We start from the raw sequence: 18,555 nt of genomic DNA on the forward strand, positions 1-18,555 counted from the left end.
CTGACGCGGGTCTGCCACTAACCGCACTGCTCGCTCCGCCGCTCCATCCGCACTTCGCTTATATTGAACTCGCGGCACCTGCCCTTATTTACCCCGCCTGACTGTTTGACGAGAGGTTGCAATGGAAACCACCCTGGCCACATTCGAAAAAGACGTGATCGCCGCATCGACGCTCGCGCCGGTGCTGGTCGACTTCTGGGCGCCGTGGTGCGGCCCGTGCAAGACGCTGGGTCCGATGCTCGAGCGGCTCGAGACTGAATACGCAGGCAAGTGGAAGCTCGTGAAGGTCAATGTCGACGAGAACCAGGAGTTGGCCGCGCACTTCCAGGTGCGCAGCATCCCGCACGTCGTCGCGTTTGCCGACGGGCGGCCGATCGATCAATTTATCGGCGTGCTGCCGGAAGGCCAGTTGCGCGAGTTTCTGGACCGGCTGGTGCCGGACGGCGCCGATGCAGCGCGCGCAGCCGCCAGCGAGGCACTGGCCGAGGGCCGGCGCGACGACGCTTACGACTCACTTAAAGAAGCGCTCGCCTTCGACCCCGGCTTCGACGACGCTCGCATGGATCTGATCGAAATGCTGCTTGCCGACAGCCGCATCGATGAAGCGAAAGCGCAGGTCGAACTGCTGTCGCCGAAGACCACGCAAGGCATCGACGCACGCTTTAACGCGATCAAGACCCGCATCGATGCGGTCGACGCAGCGTCCGACCTGCCGCCCACCGACGCGCTCGAAACCCGCGTCGCCGAGCATCCGGACGACCTCGATGCCCGCTTCGACCTGGCCAGCGCGTTTATCGCACGGCACAAATATGAAGGCGCGCTCGAGCATCTGCTAGCCATCGTGCAGCGCGATCGCACGTACCGCGACGATATCGCCCGCAAGACGATGCTGTCGGTGTTCGACCTGGCCGCGCACAATCCGCAGCTCGTGTCGAAGTGGCGGCGCGCACTGGGCGCGGCGCTGAACTAGGCCAGGCCGCCTGGCAAGCAGCAAGGCGTGCGGCGTATGCCGAAACACCGGCAGCGCCGCACGTCCGGATGGCTGCGCAACTGCGTGGCTGCATGGCTGCATGGCTGCATGGCTGCATGGCTGCATGGCTGCATGGCTGCATGAGCATATATCCGCAAAGCCGCGTGGCCGCATAACCACACTACGCAGGTCCCGCCGCCCACCATCTCCGCGCACCGCTTCCGCAAACGGCCCTTTCCGGCACTTACGCGAACGAACGGACAAGCGAACGAAAGAGCGCAAGCTCACCCCACCGCGCGCCGCCCAATCTCCCGCAGCACATGTGCGACCGCGGCAAGTCCGAAGCTCGCCGTCACGCACACGCTCGAACCAAAGCCCGCGCAGTTGAGCCCGACCGGCCCCGGTGACGCAACCACCTCGTCAGCCTGCGCATCGTTGTCGGACACGGCCGCTTCCGGATAGATCAGCGGTTCATCCGAATACACTGCGCTCACCTTGAACTTCGCCTTCGGCCCGCGCGGGAAGCCGTGCTGCTTGCGCAGTTGTCCGCGCACCTTCGACAGCAACGGGTCTTGAATCGTCTGCGCCAGATCGTCGATGCGAATGCGCGTCGGATCGAGCTGCCCGCCCGCGCCGCCAACCGTGATCAGCGGCTGCCCACGCTCGACGCACCACGCGATCAGCGCCGTCTTGGTCCGCACGCTGTCGATCGCATCGATCACGTAATCAAAGCCGCCGCCCAGCACCGCGGCGAAGTTGTCCGGCTCGACGAAGTCTTCGATCACGTGCACCTCGCACTGCGGATCGATCAACGCGATGCGCTCGGCCATCGCGTCGACTTTCGCCTTGCCGTAGTTGCCGTCTAGCGCATGGATCTGCCGGTTCGTGTTGCTCTCGGCGATATTGTCGAGGTCCACCAGCGTCAACTTGCCGATCGCGCTGCGCGCCAGCGCCTCGACCGCCCATGAGCCGACGCCGCCGATGCCGATCACCGCAACGTGAGCCCGCTCGAAGGCCGCGAGCGCCGCCGGCCCATACAGCCGCGCGACCCCGCCAAAGCGGCGCGCGCGGTCCGCTTCATTCCTGCTGTGGCTGGTAGTAACATCGAAAGGCGCGGCGGCGTGATCGGTCTGCATGATGGGTGGCTTGGGTGAGGCAGGCGCGGCGATGGCCGCAAAAGCGAAGCCTCTATTTTGCCTGATTGCACGACGGCGCTTTCCCGCCAGCTAGTTGCCAGCTTGTTGCCGTACTACCTCCGGTCTGTCCGGCCCATCGTGCCGGGCCGTATAGCGTGTGATGGCGCCAACCGGCGCGCCGCACATCCGGCGCAAGAAAACGCGTCATTCGCTATACTGGCCCCACTGTAGCGCTTGCATAAGAACATGAGCTCCCTTGCCGAACTCCGCAAAAACTATTCGCTCGGCTCACTAGATGAAGCCGACATCGACCGCGACCCGATTCGCCAGTTCGAAAAATGGTTCGCACAAGCGGTCGACGCCAGGCTGCCGGAGCCCAATGCGATGACCCTCGCCACCGTCGACGCGCGTGGCTACCCGGCGGCACGCATCGTTCTGGTCAAAGGCGTCGACGAGCGCGGCTTCGTGTTCTTCACCAACTACGAGAGCCGCAAGGGCGAAGAGCTCGCCGTCAATCCGCGCGCAAGCCTGCTGTTCCACTGGGTCGAGCTCGAGCGCCAGGTGCGCATCGAAGGCCGCATCGACAAGACCGACGCCGCAGAGAGCGATGCGTACTACGCGTCGCGGCCGCTTGCGTCGCGCATCGGTGCGTGGGCTTCAGCGCAGAGTCAGGTGATTGAAAGCCGCGCCGTGCTCGAGACGCGCGAGACCGAGATCCGCGCGCAGTACGGCGAAAATCCGCCGCGCCCGCCGTTCTGGGGCGGCTATCGCCTGCAACCCGACGCAATCGAATTCTGGCAAGGACGCCCTTCCCGGCTGCACGACCGCCTGCGCTTCATACGCAGCGCAGGCGGCGCCTGGCGAATCGAGCGCCTGTCGCCGTAAGACCGAATACCGGCACGACACCGGCGACTGCGCGGCTCCGCTGAGCCGCATGCGCCAAACGGATCCGGCGCACCCGCGCCACGCGAAGCACTACCAATGGGTGCGCCAATTCGCCAGGCTTGGCTTTGATTTTTTTGAATTAACGGAGAGATCGAATGTTCTGGGAGAAAAAGCTGGCGCAATGGGTGGAGGAAGTCCGGGCCAACGCGAACCTGCCCGCCCGTCTCGTTCTGTGGGATGGCCAGAAGCACGACTTCGGGCAATTCGCGGAGCCGCAAGTCACACTGAAGGTGAATAGCGCGTCGGCGCTGCCGTTGCTGCTCAATCCGAGCCTTGACAATCTCGGCGAAGCGTATATCAAAGGCAAGATCGATATCGAGGGCAAGGTTTCGGACATCATCAACGTCAGCTATTCGCTGGCGCGCAGCACCGTGACCAGCGCCAGCAAGCTCGCCCGCGTGACGCGCTACTTCAATCATACGAAGTCGTCGGACAAAAAAGCCATCCAGTATCACTACGACGTCTCGAACGAGTTCTACAAGCTGTGGCTCGACGAGAACATGGTGTATTCGTGCGCGTATTTCGAGAACGGCGATGAAGACCTCGCCACCGCGCAGCTGAAGAAGATCGACCATATCCTGCGCAAGATCCAGGTGCAGCCCGGCCAGAAACTGCTCGACATCGGCTGCGGCTGGGGCGCACTGGTGCTGCGCGCGGCGCAGAAGTTCGGCGCGCAGTGCGTCGGCGTCACGTTGTCGCAGAACCAGTTCGATCTGGCTACCGAGCGCGTCAAGGCGGCGGGCCTGTCCGACAAGATCGAGATCCGCCTGCAGGATTATCGCGACGTGCAGGGCCAGTTCGACCGCATCACCAGCGTCGGCATGTTCGAGCACGTCGGCCGCAAGAACCTGCCGGGCTACTTCAAGAAGATCCGCGAGCTGCTGACCGACGACGGCGTCGCGATGAATCACGGTATTACGTCCAGTGATGCCGACAGCGGCGAAACCTCGCTCGGCGGCGGCGAGTTCATCGACCGCTACGTGTTCCCGGATGGCGAACTGCCGCACATCGGCCTCGTGCTCGAGGCGATGCAGCGTGGCGGCATCGAGGCGCTCGACGTCGAAAGTTTGCGCCGCCACTACGCGCGCACGCTCGACATCTGGACCGACAACTTCGAAGCCAAGGCGGAACAGGCGAAGAAGCTGGTCGAAGACGAGAAATTCCGCATCTGGCGCGTGTATCTGGCCGGCTGCGCGTACGCGTTCGAGAACGACGACGTGTCGATTTACCAGGTGGTCTGTCGCAAGGCTGGCCGCAGCGCGACGACCTTGCCGTGGTCGCGCCGCTATATTTACGATCAGCCGCGGTAAACTGCCTGCGCCCGGCGTTGTGCGGGCTGCCTGTGCGGCAGCCGGGCGCAACGCCGCGTTGAGAAGAACAACCCAGGGAAGCGATGGAAGAACGCCGCGATCATAACCGCGACGTGCCGGCCGAACAGCTCGACATGTTCGGCGAACCGGCGGACGACAGCGCCGCGGCTTCGACGCCGCCGCTGAAACACGATCAGGCTCAGGCGTCAGCATCGCCTCGCGCGAGCGCCCCGCTTCGCGAAGCGGGCGAACCGAAGGCTCGGGCTGCGGCAACTGCTTCGTTGTGGCAAGACGACCTTGTAGCAGAATCTGCGCTTCGAGCGCCCGGTCTTGCGCCGGCTGAAAGCGCAGCGATGCCGGGCACAAGCACGGCCAGCAACACATCCGCAGCCGCAGCCATCGAACCTGCAGAACCCACCACACCCACCGCGCCCGCAAAGAAACGCCGCAGCAAGGGCGTAACCGCTGCCGAACCCTCCGACGAAGCACTTGCGCTCGCAGCCCAGTTGCCGCCGAACGTCCACCTCGGCACGTCGACCTGGTCGTTTCCTGGCTGGCACGGCATCGTCTATGGCGACGAATACAGCAACAGCAAGCTGTCGCGCGAAGGCTTGACTGCCTACGGCGCGCATCCGCTATTGCGTACGGTCAGCATCGACCGGTCGTTCTATTCATCGCTGACGGTGAGCGAATATCTGCGCTATGCGCAGCAGGTGCCCGACCATTTTCGCTTTATCGTGAAGGCGCCGGCCCTGATCACCGACGCCACCGTGCGTGCCGAGCGCGGCGAGCCGGTATCGCCGAATCCGTGCTTCCTGAACGCGCAGATGGCCACCGACGAATTCGTGCGGCCGTGCCTCGATGGCCTCGGTGCGAAAGCCGGCGCGCTGGTGTTCCAGTTCTCGCCGCTGCCCGACACGCTGCTCGCGCGGCCCGCTGAATTCATCGCACAGCTGGCGGCATTCTTCGCCGCGCTGCCGCCGCTAGCCGAAGGCGCCTCCGGGGGAACCGCCGAAGGGGCATCCGGCGCTGCGTCGTCCGGCACCTGCTACGCGATCGAAATCCGCGACGCCTGCCTGCTGACGCCACGCTTCATCCGCATGTTGAAAGCAGCCGGCGTGCGCTATTGCGTCGGCCTGCATGCGCGCATGCCCGACCCGCTGCGGCAAGCCGCGGCGCTGGCGCTACTCGACGAAACGCCCGCCGGGCCGCTGATCGTGCGCTGGAGTCTGCATAGCGGCTTCAAGTACGAGCAGGCCAAGGCCAAATACGAGCCGTTCGACAAACTGGTCGACGAAGACCCCGCCACCCGCACCGCGCTCGCCGAACTCGCCGCACGCTATGCGATAGCCGGTCAGCCGGTGCTGATCGCCGTCAACAACAAGGCGGAGGGGTCGGCGCCGCTGTCCTGCGTGCAGCTTGCCCGCGAAATCGCCGCAGCCTGTGCGCGGCCTGGCGATGAAAACGAAAAAGGCGCCGCGGCCATTGCAGCCGCGTGCGCCTAGTCACATCCGAGTCCGCTGACGCCGCGCGGTACGTTAAAACCAACGCCACTCGCGCTTCGCCCCATGGTGAAACCCACCGCCACTCACCCCGCGCCGTACGGGGTGAAATCCACCGTCACTCGCGCCGCGCCGCCGGCCTCATACCCGCTTCATACCCGCATCACGCCCGCGCGCTCTTGATCCGGTGCGCAAACGTCTTGCGGAATTTTGCGACCTTCGGCGCCACCACGAACGAGCAATACCCCTGGTTCGGATGCTGCTCGAAATAGTTCTGATGGTAGGCTTCGGCCGCAAAGTAATTGCCGTCCAGCGGCAGCACCTGCGTGACGATCTGCGCATCATAGATGCGCTGTTCGCCGATCTCGCGAATCGCCTGCAACGCGGTATCGCGCTGCGCATCCGAATGCGTGAAGATCACCGAACGGTACTGCGTTCCGACGTCGTTGCCTTGACGGTTCAGCTGGGTCGGATCGTGGATCGCAAAGAAGATATCGAGAATCTCCCGATAGCTGATCCGCGACGGATCGAACTCCACTTTCACGACTTCCGCGTGGCCGGTGTTGCCGTCGCAGACCTGTTCGTACGAAGGTCGATCGACCTGCCCGCCGGCGTAGCCGGATTCCACCGCGGTGACCCCGTCGACGTCCAGATAAACCGCCTCGAGACACCAGAAACATCCGCCGCCAAGGGTGGCGGTTTCGACTGTCTGACTCATGCTGCTCGCTCCTTGATAAGGTCCGTCTCGCGACCGATGCACCATCCATACCATGCGGCAATGCACGCTACCGCATAGCCCGCAGCTTGCAACCGCCTTATGCCAAGCGCTGGTCACTGTCCTGGCCGATCTGCGATTCCGCTAAAATTGGGCCAATTCGTCAAATTTCTACATGACTTTCCATCCCATTCTTGCCATCGGCGCAGCCCGCTCTTTCGTCAACCCGCTGCCGCAGGAGCATCACGCACGATGAAGCGCGCTGAGCCGCCCAACTTCGACGCCGCCGCTTTCCGTCATGCGCTCGGCCAGTTCGCGACCGGCGTCACCGTCATTACGACGCGCGCGCCTTCGGGGGCGCTGATCGGCATCACCGCCAGCTCGTTCAATACCGTATCGCTGACGCCGCCGCTCGTGCTGTGGAGTCTCGCCACACGCTCGGCATCGATGCCGGTGTTCCGGAGCAACAGTCATTATGTGGTCAACGTGCTGGCCGCGTCGCAGATCGACTTGTGCAAACGCTTCGCGACCGTCAAGGGCGATCGCTTCGAAGGCGTGTCGCATGCGGCCGGCGACAGCGGCATGCCGGTGCTCGACGGCGCGCTGGCGTGGTTCGAATGCCACAACCGCAGCCGCTATGAAGAGGGCGACCACGTGATTTTCGTCGGGGAAGTGGAGCGCTGCGGCGTGCACGACGCCACCGCGGAGGCTGCGCCGCTGGTGTTTCAGAACGGCGGATTTCATACGCTCAAGCCGCTCTGAGATCTGAGCGACGGCGCAGCAGCGACTAGGCAGCCCCGCTGGACCGCGATCGACCATGGACGCGGACGCCGCGCGGCCGCGGTCTGGAAAACGGCAAACGGCACGGCGAACGGCTGGCACCACGCGCACCCTGCGCTACCGGCTCGCACCGGCTTCTTCGCGCGCCTACCCTTTCGCGCCCGGCACCAGGCTCACCGGCACACCCGAATCTTCTTTCATCGTCTGCAGCACGATGTTCGAGCGGATATCCAGCACGCCGGGCGCCTTATACAGCTTGGTCAGCACGAAATCCGAATAGTGTTTGAGGTTGTGCGCGAGCACGCGCAGCAAATAATGCGTTTCGCCGGTTACGACGAAGGCGCCAACCACTTCCGGCCAGTCGCGCACCGATTCCGCGAAACGCTCGTGCCAGTTTTCCTGCTCGTTGCGCATCGAAACCTGCACGAACGCTTCGAGTTCGAACCCCAGCACTTCGCGGTTCAGGCATGCGCGGTAGCGTTCGATGACACCCTGTTCTTCAAGCAGACGTAACCGCCGCAAGCAGGCGGAAGGCGACAGCGAAATGCGCTCCGCCAGATCAAGATTGCTGATTCGACCTTCGTGCTGCAGCACCGTCAAGATACGGCAATCGGTGGCGTCGAGCGAGATCGCGTTCATTTTCGGTCTCCCTTTTCCGTCTGAACCAAATTATGTTCCAACACACGGGAAATAACGAGTTTTTTTCGCAATCACATTTCGTCCTGAGCCGCCTATCATCGAACTTATGGAGACCTATCACCCGCCCAGCGGCCCGCCCGCGCTGTGGGACATCACGCCGGCCGTCGCGCCGGCCACGCCCGTGTGGCCCGGCGATACGCCGGTCGGCATCGAACGCGTGTGGCGCATCGAGGCCGGTGCGCCGGTCAACGTCGCGCGGCTGACGCTGTCGCCGCACACCGGCGCACATACGGATGCACCGCTGCACTACGACGCGGCAGGCGCCGGGATCGGCGAAGTGGGGCTCGAGCCGTACCTGGGGCCTTGCCGCGTGATCCATTGCATCGGCGCGGGGCCGCTGGTGATGCCGGAGCAGGTGGCCGGCGCGCTCGGGCGGGTGCCGCCGCGCGTGCTGCTGCGCACTTACCGGCGCGCGCCGCTCGATGCGTGGGACAGTGCGTTCTGCGCGGTCGCGCCGCAAACCATCGATCTGCTGGCGGCGCACGGCGTGATGCTGATCGGCATCGATACGCCGTCGCTCGATCCGCAAGACTCGAAAACCATGGACGCCCATCACCGCATCCGCGCGCACCGGATGGCGATCCTGGAAGGAATCGTGCTGGATGACGTGGAACCGGGCGACTACGAACTGATCGCGCTGCCGCTCAAATTGACGACGCTCGATGCGAGCCCGGTGCGCGCGGTGCTGCGCGCACTGCCGGGGTCGGGCTGATTTGTGCCCGTAACCTATGGCGCTGACCTGTGCCACTGACGTGTACCGCAAACTTGCGCCGCTAACCCGTACCCGCTGATTCTTTGCTGATGGCAACTGGACGACGATGAAAACCCGTGACGAAGCCCTGGCCCTCGACGCCGCCGATCCCCTCGCACCGCTGCGCAATCAATTTGCGCTGCCGCCGGGCACGCTCTATCTCAACGGCAATTCGCTCGGCGTGTCGCCCGCGGCAGCCGCGCAGCGCGCGCAGGTGGTGATTGCCGCCGAATGGGGCGAGGGCCTCGTCCGCAGCTGGAACAACGCCGGCTGGTTCGCGTTGCCGCGGCGCCTCGGCAACAAGCTCGCGCCGCTGATCGGCGCGGCGCATGGCGAAGTCGTGGTGACCGATTCGATTTCGGTGAATCTGTTCAAGCTGCTGTCGGCGATGCTGCGCGCGCAGAAACAACGCGATGCGAAGCGTCGCGTGATCGTCGCGGAGCGCGGCGATTTTCCGAACGACCTGTATATTGCGCAAGGCCTCGTGAAGCAACTCGATGGCGCCTGCGAGCTAAGGCTGATCGACGACCCATCCGAATTGCCGGCGGCGCTGCAAGCCGACACCGCCGTCGCGATGATCACGCAGGTCAACTACCGCAACGGCTACATGCACGACATGGCCGCGCTGACGCAGCTGATCCACCAACGCGGCGCGCTCGCGTTATGGGACCTCGCACATTCGGCGGGCGCGGTGCCGGTCGACCTGAATGGTGTCGGCGCGGACGGCGCGGTCGGCTGCACGTACAAGTATCTGAACGGCGGGCCCGGCGCACCGGCGTTTGTGTGGGTGCCGCATCGTCATCAAACCGGATTCGAGCAGCCGCTGTCCGGCTGGTGGGGACACCGCGCGCCATTTGCGATGGACCCGGTATTCCAGCCCGACGACGGCATCGGCCGCTTTTTGTCCGGCACACAACCGATCGTTTCGCTCGCGCTGGTCGAGTGCGGACTCGACGTGTTTCTGCAGACCGATATGCAGGCGATACGCGAAAAGTCGCTCGCGCTGAGCGACCTGTTCATCGAACTCGTCGAAGCCCGTTGCGACGAATTTCCGCTGCGGATCGTCACGCCGCGCGAACATGCACAGCGCGGCTCGCAAGTGAGCATCGCGCATCCGCACGGCTACGAAGTGATGCAAGCGCTGATCGCGCGCGGCGTGATCGGCGACTATCGGGAACCGGAGATCTTGCGCTTCGGCTTCACACCGCTTTATACGCGCTACGTCGACGCGTGGGATGCGGTCGAAGCGCTGCGCGATGTGCTGGCCAACGAAACCTGGCGGGCACCGGAATTTGCCGCGCGCGTCGCGGTGACCTGAACAAGCTCACGCAGCCAGGGAACTCACGATGACCACGGATCCGACGAAGCTGCAAGACGACCGGAGCGCACGCGACGAATCTCCGCACGGCAGACGCACCAGCACCAGCAGCGGCGGTGGCGCGCATACGCCGCACATGTCCGTCGACGCGCCCAGCGAAGGCGCCGGCTGGCACGACGCCAAACTCGATTTCTCGAAGTCGATGAGCTATGGCGACTACCTGCATCTGGACGCGCTGTTGTCCGCGCAGCATCCGCTTTCGCCGGATCACAACGAGATGCTGTTCGTCATCCAGCATCAGACCAGCGAGCTGTGGCTGAAGCTTGCTCTATACGAACTGCGCGCCGCGACTGCCGCCGTGCATCGCGACGAACTACCACCCGCGTTCAAGATGCTGGCGCGCGTGTCGCGTATCTTTGAACAACTGGTGCAGGCGTGGAGCGTACTCGCGACGATGACGCCGTCCGAGTACACGGCGATGCGGCCGTATCTCGGCGGTTCGTCGGGGTTTCAGTCGTATCAGTACCGCCTGCTCGAATTCATGCTCGGCAACAAGAACCCGCAGATGTTGAAGCCGCATGCGCATCGGCCCGAGATTCAGGACGAAGTGCGCGAGGCGCTGGAAGCGCCGTCGTTCTACGACGAAGTGGTGCGCTTGCTGGCACGCCGGGGCTTCGATATCTCACCGTCACGGCTCGAGCGCGACTGGACCCAGCCGACCGAACACGACGCGTCGGTCGAGGCCGCCTGGCTCGCGGTTTATCGCGATCCGTCGCGGCATTGGGATCTGTACGAGATGGCTGAAGAACTGGTCGATCTCGAAGACGAATTCCGCCAATGGCGCTTCCGCCACGTCACGACAGTCGAGCGCATCATCGGCTTCAAGCAGGGCACCGGCGGTACGGCCGGCGCGTCCTATCTGCGCAAGATGCTCGACGTCGTGCTGTTTCCGGAACTGTGGCACGTGCGCACCGTGCTCTGAAGCGCCGCTTACGCGGGCCGCAGCCGATGCATTGCCGACTTCAACGACGGATATAGATCCGTGTAGACCTCGAAACGCTCCGCATACAGCGCCTGTCGCTGCGGCTCCGGACGCGCGCGTTCGACCAGCGTGACCCAGCCGCCCTGCGCGACTTCCTGCGTAACGAGGTTCACGCCCACTGCAGCCAGCAGCGCCGCGCCCATCGCCGCTTCGACGTCCTGCTCGATCGTGAACACCGGAAAACCGGTGACGTCCGCGATAATCTGCATCCACAGGTCCGAATGCGCTGCGCCGCCGACGACGATCAGTTTGTCGTCGAGCGTTTGTGCGCCTTTGCGGCCCATCACGATGTTGTGCTGAAGCGCAAACGTCACGCCTTCGAGCACTGCGCGATACAGGTGCGCACGCGTATGGAACAGGCTCAGCCCGACGAACGCGCCGCTCGCCTGCGCGTCCCATACGGGGCTGCGCTCGCCCATCAGATATGGCAGGAACATCACGCCATCCGCACCGGCCGGAATGCGTGCCGCGGATTCTTCGAGCAGCCGATGCGCGTCGCCATGCGGTAATGCACGCGCCGCTTCTTCTTCGGCATGACAGAACTGCTCGCGATACCACGTCACGCATGCGCCCGCGGTGCTCGCGCCACCGAACACATACAGATCGCGCTGCCCGTTGAACACGTGCGGCATGCTCACCAGTCCATGCCGCGCATCGACGCTCTGATTGATATAGCCCCAGCACATGCTGGTGCCGATCATCGCGACGTGCTGGCCGGTGCGCGTCGCGCCCGCGGCAAACGTGGCGATGGCCGCATCGACGCCGCCCGCCACCAGCGCCGTGCCCGGCGCCAACCCGAGTTGCGCCGACCATTGCGGCAACAGACCGCCGACTACATCGGTGGATTGGACCAGCCGCTGCGGCATCAGCGACGCCGGGATGCCGAGCATGTCGAGCGCTTCGTCCGACCAGCGACGCTGCGCGATGTCGTAGATGCCGCCGATGTTGCCGGCGGAACTGTGGTCCACCGCGAGTTCACCGGTCAGTTGATGAATCACGTAGGCGTTCGGCGGCAGAAAGTAGCGCGTCTTCGCCCATACTTCGGGTTCGTGTTCGCGCAGCCAGAGAATCTTCGTGTAGCCGTAGTAACTGTCCACGCCGTTGCCGGTGATCGCCGCCAGCCGCTCGACATCGACGTGCTGGCGCACCCATTCCACTTGCGCGGTGGCGCGACGATCCATCCAGATCAGACACGGGTGCAGCGGCTTCATCTGTTCGTCGACCGCAATACCCGAGCCGCCGTACAGGCTGCTCACACACACCGCCTTGATCGATGCCGCGTCCACACCGGTCGCGCGCGCCTTGTCGACGCAACGCGCGATGCATTCGGCCACCGCGTCCATCCACACCGACGGCCATTGCTCGGCCCATAGCGGCTTCGGCGTATCGGGCTTATAGGCACTCGAATGCTGCGCGACGATCGCGCCCTGCTGATCGACCAGCAGCGCCTTCGTGCTCTGCGTGCCGATGTCGACGCCGATGACGTAGTTCATAGATGTCTGCCTCCTTGTGTGCGCCGCGTGGGACGCTATGTGCTTTTGCTTGTCTGCTTGTCCGCTGTCCGTTGGACTCAATCGCGGCGGGAGCTAGTCAACATTTTGTTAGTCCGATGCGCGAAATGGAACCCGCGCGGCATAAATTTTTAGCGTGGCGCGTTGCGGCCATTCAACTTGCGATGCCGCACTGCCGCACGAAAACCCCGCGCAGCCGCCTTGACTTTCGCCCCGACGAATACGATCATAAGTTCACAAACTGAGCAAATGCTCCACATCACATCTTCGCACGCGCGATGATCGTGCGCACAGAACATTCAGGAGACAAACCATGACTAGCCCGGACGGCGGCGCACACGTCATCCTTCACATCGGCGCAGGCTCATTCCATCGGGCGCATCAGGCGTGGTATCTGCACCGGCTGAATGAAGCGCATCGGGAAGGCGAACCACAGTGGTCGCTGACCGTCGGCAATATCCGCAGCGACATGAACGCAGTGATGGACGCACTCGCTGCGCAAAACGGCGTGTACACGCTCGAGACCGTTACGCCGCAAGGCGAGCGCAAGTACGAAGCGATCCGCTCGATCAAACGCGTGGTGCCGTGGTCGGAGAATCTGCAAGGCCTGATCGACGCCGGTGCGGATCCGGCCTGCAAGATCATCTCGTTCACGGTCACCGAAGGCGGTTACTACCTCGATGAACACGACAAGCTCGACACCGCCAACCCCGACCTCGCCGCCGATCTGAAGGGGGCGCGCGGCACGATTTACGGCGCGCTCGCGGCGATTCTCGAAGCGCGCATGCAGCGCGATGCCGGACCCGTGACGCTGCAGACCTGCGACAACCTGCGCAGCAACGGTCATCGCTTTCACGCCGGCATGACCCAGTTTCTCGAACACCGCGGCGCGACCGCGTTGCGTGCGTGGTTCGACGCGAACACCTCAAGCCCGAATTCGATGGTGGACCGCATCACGCCGCGCCCGACCGAAGACGTGCGCGAACGCGTGCGCGCCGCGACCGGCATCGACGATGCATGCCCGGTAATGGGCGAAGCGTTTATCCAATGGGTGATCGAAGATCAGTTCCGCGCGGGAAGGCCCGCATGGGAGCGGGTCGGTGCAGAACTCGTCGAGTCGGTGATGCCCTATGAGGAAGCGAAAATCCGCGTGCTGAACGCGACGCATAGCTGCATCGCATGGGCAGGCACACTGATCGGCTTGCGCTACATTCATGAAGGCACGATCGATCCGGCGATCCAGAAATTCGCGTACGACTATGTGACGCAAGACGTGATTCCGTGTCTGACGCCAAGCCCGATCGATCTGCAACGCTATCGCGACGTGGTGATCGAGCGCTTCAGCAATCCGTTCATCCAGGATACGAACCAGCGCGTCGCAGCCGACGGTTTTTCGAAGATCCCCGGCTTTATCGCGCCGACGCTCGCCGAAACGATCAAACGCGGTGCACAGCCCGCCGCCACTGCGATGCTGCCCGCACTATTCCTGCGCTTTCTCGATCGCTGGCAACAGGGCAAGCTGCCATACACGTATCAGGACGGCGTGATGGACGAAAAGGTCGCGCGCGGATTTTTCGCATCGCCCGATCCGGTGAAGGCGTTTTGCGCGGATCGTCTGTTGTGGGGAAGCATGGCGCAAACCGCGTCGCTGGAGAGTGCGGTGCGCGCGGCACTGGCGCGCGTCGATGCGTGGCTCGACAAACGGGTTTAGCCAGGCTTATCGAGCCCACATAGTGACGCACGACGCCGCACGCGTGCGTTTCAGGTCTTATGCGCATAGCGCCACCCGCCGCATGCGGCTAAAGTAGCGCATCTTTTCCGACGAAGGTACCGCGCCCATGTATCTCGGCATCGATCTTGGCACATCCGAAGTAAAAGTCCTGCTGCTCGCGTCCGATGGACGCGTGATCGGCACCGCAGGTTCGCCGTTCACCGTGTCGCGCCCGCATCCACGCTGGTCCGAACAAAATCCGGAAGACTGGTGGAAAGGCACGCGTGAAGCCTTGTTCGCATTGCGCGAGCGTCATCCCGACGAATTCGCGCAGATTCGCGGCATCGGCCTTTCGGGGCAAATGCACGGCGCCGTGCTGCTCGATGCGCAAGACCGTGTGCTGCGCCCGGCGATTCTGTGGAACGACATGCGCAGCGTCGACGAATGCGCGGAGCTGACCGAGCGTGCGCCCGAGTTGCACCGCATCGCCGGCAATCTGGCGATGCCGGGTTTCACTGCGCCGAAACTCTTATGGGTGGCACGCCATGAACCGGAGATCTTCCGTCAAACGGCATGCGTGCTGCTGCCGAAAGACTACTTGCGCCTGCAACTGACGGGCGGCAAGGTCTCCGATCCGTCCGACGCGGCGGGCACGTTGTGGCTCGATGTTGCGCAGCGCGACTGGTCCGATTCGCTGCTGGCCGCGTGCAATCTGACGCGTGCGCATATGCCCAGTCTCGCCGAAGGCAGCGCGCCTTCGGGCATGCTGCTTCCTGCGCTCGCCCACGAACTCGGCTTGCGCGAACCGGTGGTGGTCGCGGCCGGCGGCGGCGACAATGCCACCAGCGCCATCGGTATCGGCGCAACGCAACCAGGCGACGGTTTTGTGTCGCTCGGCACCTCGGGCGTGCTGTGCGTGATCGGCGACAGCTTCCGGCCGAACCCCGAATCGGCGGTGCATGCGTTCTGTCATGCGATTCCGGATCGCTGGCATCAGATGAGCGTGGTGTTGTCGGCAGCCAGTTGCCTGCGCTGGGCGTGCAAGCTGACGGGCACCAACGAGACTTCGCTGCTACCCGAAATCGAAGCGCTGCCCGAAGACGCGTTGACTAACGCACCGATTTTCCTGCCGTATCTGTCCGGCGAGCGCACGCCGCACAACGACCCGTACGCGCAAGGCGTATTCTTCGGCATGACGCATGCGACCGATCGCGCACTGCTCGGTTATGCGGTGCTCGAAGGTGTGACGCTCGCGTTGACCGACGGCCTCGATGCGTTGAAAGCTGCCGGCACCGAAGCCAATGCGCTTTCGTTGCTCGGCGGCGGCGCGCGCAGCAACTACTGGGGCCAACTGCTTGCCGATGCGCTCAACACCAACACGCGCAAGCACGGTGGCGGCGAAACCGGCGCGGCACTCGGTGCGGCACGCCTGGGTTGGCTCGCGGCAGGCGGCGATCCGGCGCACGTGCTGACCAAGCCGCCAGTCGAAATCGAGTTCACGCCGAACCCGAAACGCCATGCGGTGCTGCGCAAGCGGCTTGAAACCTATCGCATGCTGTACCGTCAGTTGAAGCCGGTGTTTGCCGCCGCGGCAACCGGCGAATCGCAGGCGTAGTACGCTTGACGCGCGCCTGATGCGCTTTAGCTAACCCGATCGACGAACGTACGTGCCCAAGTCCAGCGAAAAACTCGATCTCGCAACCCGCGCCGCGTGGCTCTACTACGTCGCGGGCAATACGCAGAACGAGATTGCCGAAAAATTGCAGGTGTCGCGGCCGGTTGCGCAGCGGCTTGTCGCGTTTGCGGTCGAGAAGAATCTGATTCGCGTGCGCGTCGATCATCAGTTGGCCGAGTGTCTTGCGCTGGCCGATGAACTGTCGAAGCGCTATGGGCTCGCGATGTGCGAAGTCGTGCCGGTCGACAACGATACGCAGGAAGAGATCGACCGCAAGCTCGCGGTGGCCGGCGCGCAAGTGATGGAGCGCTATCTGAACGAAGAAAAGCCGATGGTGGTCGCCGTCAGCAGCGGCCGCACGCTAAAGGCCGTCGTCGATCAGGTGGCGCAACTGGAGCGGCCGCAGCATCGGCTGGTGTCGATGGTCGGCGCGATTGCGCACGACGGGTCGTCCAATCGCTACGACGTCGCGCTGCATATCTCGGAGAAGACCGGCGGCAAGCATTTTCTGCTGCCCGCGCCGTTGATCGCCGATAGCGAGGCCGAACGCGCGCAGTGGTGCAATCATCGCTTGTATCGGATCGTCGAGGCGTTGTCGGGGCAGGCGGATGTTGCGTTCGTCGGGATCGGGAATATTGCGCTGCATTGTCCGCTGCACGACGACGGCTTCATCACCTCCGAAGAGGTGACCGAGCTGATGGAGCGCGGCGCGGTCGCCGAGTTGCTCGGCTTGCCGATTTCCGCCGACGGCGCGAGCGTCGAATCGCCTACCGCGCGCCGCGTGACGAGTGTGCGGCCCGATTCGCCGCCGAAGCGGCCCACCATTGCGTTTGCATGCGGTGAACGCAAGCGCAATGCCGTGATTGCGGCGCTGCGCGGCGGCTGGCTGTCGGGACTGGTGACCGATGAACTGTGTGCGCGCGCGGCGCTGGAACATCACGTTTCAGCAAGCGCCGGCGAGCCGGTGGATTGAGCGATTGATGTAAGCGACGCTGCGCTGCGGTTGCGGCACACGCTCAATGCCGCTGCGCAACGCGCACCGCGGCAGGTCCGCCCGAGGTTTCCGCGTAACCGTCGTTCAAGGTCTTCATAAACGCGATCACGTCGCGGATCTCCGCTTCATTGAGCGCCGGCTTCGAGCCCGCCTTGCGATCGAGCGGCGCATCGGCGACATCCACGTTATCGCGGTAGCGCTGCGGCAAGTCGTCGTATTTGTCGACCTTGCCGTTCGCCCGCGCCGGATACCATTTGCGCGGATTCGTATCGCGCTCGACGTAGAAGCGCATCACATCCACGAGCGTATGAAAGCGGCCGTTGTGGAAAAACACCGAGCGCGTCGCGACGTTACGCAGTGTCGGCGATTTGAACATGCCGCAGAAATTCGTCTCGCCAGCCAGATCGTGCCGGTAAGGTCCGCACAGACCGAGATCGAAATACTGCGGATCGCGATTGGCAGGAATCTCCGGGTTGCGCGGCACGCCCAGCGCGATAAACGAGAAATCCGCGAACTGCGCCGGACGGCCGCCGGGGCCCGGCGAGTCGATATGGCACTTCGCGCAGTTGCCTTTGTCCGGGTTGTTGAAGAGCGCGTAGCCGCGCAACTCCTGTGCGGTGAAATCCGCGTGGCCGGACATCACCGCGTCGAACTTGCTCGTGTAGGGGTGAAAGCTCGTGTCTTCGGTCTCGAACGCTTCGAGCGCCTCGCCGGCGTGCAGCAGCGTGTCCTGCGGATGCGCGAACGCCTGCGCGCCGAATAGCTTCACGAACGTCTGCGCGTACGCACTGTGTTTCAGCCGGGTCGCGGCGTCGGCCGCTGTGGCATTGGCCATCTCGTTCGGGTTGAGCAGCGGGAACGCCGCCTGATCGTGCAGCGTCGCGGCCGCGCCGTCGCGCATGAAGCCGCCGGTCGGGCCTTCGTCTTCGGTATCTTCCGAGGCGGGCGTGTAGTAGTGGCGGCTAAACAGCGGCGTGAACGTCAGATACCGCAGCGACGGCACCGAGCGCGTGCCCGGCCGATGCAGGTCGGCGCCGCCGAGTTGCACCGCAAGACCATTCGGCGGACCGTACGCGTGCTCCGGGCTGTGGCAGCTCGCGCACGACATCTTGCCCGACGCCGACAACGACGGATCGAAGAAAATCAGCTTGCCAAGCTCGGCGCGCGCGCTCAATTGCGGCGGCGCTACGGGATAGCGCACCCAACGTTGCATCGACGGCGCAGACGCGGCGGCAGGCTTGTCTGCGTGCGCTTTGGCCGCCTGCGCAGCAAGCGGTACCGCGAAATGCGCCGCAGGCGATTGCGCGGCAACCCGCTGACAGGTAACCGACGCAGCGGCAACCAGCACCGCTACACCGCTCAAACGGGCCGTAGCCCCAAGGCGAAATCGAATCATCGGCCTGTGATGTATTCCGGAAATAACCGCACTCCAATGCGCAAACGCCGGCTGCGCATCGAGCGCGGCCGGCGTCGCTGAAAACCGACGACTTGACGTG

At 64.1% G+C, this 18,555-nt stretch carries 16 protein-coding genes; 11 read left to right on the forward strand and 5 right to left on the reverse strand.

Annotated elements, in window-relative coordinates:
* Nucleotides 1–121 precede the first annotated feature (121 nt).
* On the forward strand, nt 122–970 hold the full coding sequence (gene trxA / locus ACYVNQ_RS22990) for a thioredoxin (RefSeq protein ID WP_460905031.1): 849 nt from the start codon (nt 122–124) through the stop codon (nt 968–970).
* 284 nt (nt 971–1,254) lie between these two features.
* Here the strand turns inward: trxA and tcdA are convergent, their stop codons facing one another.
* Nucleotides 1,255–2,106, reverse strand: a complete 852-nt coding sequence (tcdA, locus tag ACYVNQ_RS22995; protein WP_460905032.1) for a tRNA cyclic N6-threonylcarbamoyladenosine(37) synthase TcdA — start codon at nt 2,104–2,106, stop codon at nt 1,255–1,257.
* A gap of 246 nt (nt 2,107–2,352) precedes the next feature.
* Here tcdA and pdxH point away from each other — a divergent pair, with 246 nt between their 5' ends.
* From pdxH to ACYVNQ_RS23010, 3 genes are all read left to right on the forward strand, one after another.
* Nucleotides 2,353–2,991, forward strand: a complete 639-nt coding sequence (gene pdxH / locus ACYVNQ_RS23000; RefSeq protein ID WP_460905033.1) for a pyridoxamine 5'-phosphate oxidase — start codon at nt 2,353–2,355, stop codon at nt 2,989–2,991.
* Between the two features lie 155 nt (nt 2,992–3,146).
* A complete protein-coding gene (locus ACYVNQ_RS23005) occupies nt 3,147–4,361 on the forward strand; it encodes a class I SAM-dependent methyltransferase (RefSeq protein ID WP_460905034.1) in 1,215 nt (404 codons plus the stop codon).
* Nucleotides 4,362–4,444: 83 nt separating this feature from the next.
* On the forward strand, nt 4,445–5,866 hold the full coding sequence (locus ACYVNQ_RS23010) for a DUF72 domain-containing protein (RefSeq protein ID WP_460905035.1): 1,422 nt from the start codon (nt 4,445–4,447) through the stop codon (nt 5,864–5,866).
* A gap of 160 nt (nt 5,867–6,026) precedes the next feature.
* Here the strand turns inward: ACYVNQ_RS23010 and msrA are convergent, their stop codons facing one another.
* Nucleotides 6,027–6,581, reverse strand: coding sequence for a peptide-methionine (S)-S-oxide reductase MsrA (gene msrA, locus ACYVNQ_RS23015; RefSeq protein ID WP_460905036.1), 555 nt, complete (start codon nt 6,579–6,581; stop codon nt 6,027–6,029).
* Between the two features lie 249 nt (nt 6,582–6,830).
* Here msrA and ACYVNQ_RS23020 point away from each other — a divergent pair, with 249 nt between their 5' ends.
* Nucleotides 6,831–7,340: a flavin reductase family protein gene (locus ACYVNQ_RS23020; protein ID WP_460905037.1), complete on the forward strand. Its 510-nt coding sequence runs from the start codon at nt 6,831–6,833 to the stop codon at nt 7,338–7,340.
* Between the two features lie 165 nt (nt 7,341–7,505).
* On the opposite strand, the gene ACYVNQ_RS23025 is transcribed toward ACYVNQ_RS23020, so the two are convergent.
* Nucleotides 7,506–7,997 (reverse strand): Lrp/AsnC family transcriptional regulator, encoded by a 492-nt coding sequence (locus tag ACYVNQ_RS23025; RefSeq protein WP_460905038.1) that lies wholly within the window; start codon nt 7,995–7,997, stop codon nt 7,506–7,508.
* 106 nt (nt 7,998–8,103) lie between these two features.
* Between ACYVNQ_RS23025 and kynB the strand changes: the two genes are divergently transcribed.
* From kynB to kynA, 3 genes are all read left to right on the forward strand, one after another.
* On the forward strand, nt 8,104–8,769 hold the full coding sequence (gene kynB, locus ACYVNQ_RS23030) for an arylformamidase (protein ID WP_460905039.1): 666 nt from the start codon (nt 8,104–8,106) through the stop codon (nt 8,767–8,769).
* 106 nt (nt 8,770–8,875) lie between these two features.
* A complete protein-coding gene (kynU, locus tag ACYVNQ_RS23035) occupies nt 8,876–10,126 on the forward strand; it encodes a kynureninase (RefSeq protein ID WP_460905040.1) in 1,251 nt (416 codons plus the stop codon).
* Between the two features lie 136 nt (nt 10,127–10,262).
* A complete protein-coding gene (gene kynA / locus ACYVNQ_RS23040) occupies nt 10,263–11,108 on the forward strand; it encodes a tryptophan 2,3-dioxygenase (protein ID WP_460906054.1) in 846 nt (281 codons plus the stop codon).
* Between the two features lie 8 nt (nt 11,109–11,116).
* Here the strand turns inward: kynA and ACYVNQ_RS23045 are convergent, their stop codons facing one another.
* Nucleotides 11,117–12,661: an FGGY-family carbohydrate kinase gene (locus ACYVNQ_RS23045; RefSeq protein ID WP_460905041.1), complete on the reverse strand. Its 1,545-nt coding sequence runs from the start codon at nt 12,659–12,661 to the stop codon at nt 11,117–11,119.
* Nucleotides 12,662–12,992: 331 nt separating this feature from the next.
* On the opposite strand from ACYVNQ_RS23045, the gene dalD reads away from it, so the two are divergent.
* From dalD to ACYVNQ_RS23060, 3 genes are all read left to right on the forward strand, one after another.
* Nucleotides 12,993–14,390: a D-arabinitol 4-dehydrogenase gene (gene dalD / locus ACYVNQ_RS23050; RefSeq protein ID WP_460905042.1), complete on the forward strand. Its 1,398-nt coding sequence runs from the start codon at nt 12,993–12,995 to the stop codon at nt 14,388–14,390.
* A 127-nt stretch (nt 14,391–14,517) separates the two neighbouring features.
* A complete protein-coding gene (gene xylB, locus ACYVNQ_RS23055) occupies nt 14,518–16,005 on the forward strand; it encodes a xylulokinase (protein WP_460905043.1) in 1,488 nt (495 codons plus the stop codon).
* 52 nt (nt 16,006–16,057) lie between these two features.
* Entirely contained in the window at nt 16,058–17,038 is a 981-nt protein-coding gene (locus ACYVNQ_RS23060; protein ID WP_460905044.1) for a sugar-binding transcriptional regulator, read from the forward strand.
* A 43-nt stretch (nt 17,039–17,081) separates the two neighbouring features.
* Here ACYVNQ_RS23060 and ACYVNQ_RS23065 read toward each other — a convergent pair whose 3' ends face one another.
* Nucleotides 17,082–18,455, reverse strand: coding sequence for a cytochrome-c peroxidase (locus tag ACYVNQ_RS23065; protein ID WP_460905045.1), 1,374 nt, complete (start codon nt 18,453–18,455; stop codon nt 17,082–17,084).
* Nucleotides 18,456–18,555 lie beyond the last annotated feature (100 nt).

Source organism: Paraburkholderia jirisanensis (assembly GCF_054782355.1).

What these genes read in the sequence shown, in the direction of transcription:
- trxA (WP_460905031.1), top strand. Translation starts at nt 122, where the DNA reads ATGGAAACCACCCTGGCCACATTCGAAAAAGACGTGATCGCCGCATCG.
- tcdA (WP_460905032.1), bottom strand. Translation starts at nt 2,106, where the DNA reads ATGCAGACCGATCACGCCGCCGCGCCTTTCGATGTTACTACCAGCCAC.
- pdxH (WP_460905033.1), top strand. Translation starts at nt 2,353, where the DNA reads ATGAGCTCCCTTGCCGAACTCCGCAAAAACTATTCGCTCGGCTCACTA.
- ACYVNQ_RS23005 (WP_460905034.1), top strand. Translation starts at nt 3,147, where the DNA reads ATGTTCTGGGAGAAAAAGCTGGCGCAATGGGTGGAGGAAGTCCGGGCC.
- ACYVNQ_RS23010 (WP_460905035.1), top strand. Translation starts at nt 4,445, where the DNA reads ATGGAAGAACGCCGCGATCATAACCGCGACGTGCCGGCCGAACAGCTC.
- msrA (WP_460905036.1), bottom strand. Translation starts at nt 6,581, where the DNA reads ATGAGTCAGACAGTCGAAACCGCCACCCTTGGCGGCGGATGTTTCTGG.
- ACYVNQ_RS23020 (WP_460905037.1), top strand. Translation starts at nt 6,831, where the DNA reads ATGAAGCGCGCTGAGCCGCCCAACTTCGACGCCGCCGCTTTCCGTCAT.
- ACYVNQ_RS23025 (WP_460905038.1), bottom strand. Translation starts at nt 7,997, where the DNA reads ATGAACGCGATCTCGCTCGACGCCACCGATTGCCGTATCTTGACGGTG.
- kynB (WP_460905039.1), top strand. Translation starts at nt 8,104, where the DNA reads ATGGAGACCTATCACCCGCCCAGCGGCCCGCCCGCGCTGTGGGACATC.
- kynU (WP_460905040.1), top strand. Translation starts at nt 8,876, where the DNA reads ATGAAAACCCGTGACGAAGCCCTGGCCCTCGACGCCGCCGATCCCCTC.
- kynA (WP_460906054.1), top strand. Translation starts at nt 10,263, where the DNA reads ATGTCCGTCGACGCGCCCAGCGAAGGCGCCGGCTGGCACGACGCCAAA.
- ACYVNQ_RS23045 (WP_460905041.1), bottom strand. Translation starts at nt 12,661, where the DNA reads ATGAACTACGTCATCGGCGTCGACATCGGCACGCAGAGCACGAAGGCG.
- dalD (WP_460905042.1), top strand. Translation starts at nt 12,993, where the DNA reads ATGACTAGCCCGGACGGCGGCGCACACGTCATCCTTCACATCGGCGCA.
- xylB (WP_460905043.1), top strand. Translation starts at nt 14,518, where the DNA reads ATGTATCTCGGCATCGATCTTGGCACATCCGAAGTAAAAGTCCTGCTG.
- ACYVNQ_RS23065 (WP_460905045.1), bottom strand. Translation starts at nt 18,455, where the DNA reads ATGATTCGATTTCGCCTTGGGGCTACGGCCCGTTTGAGCGGTGTAGCG.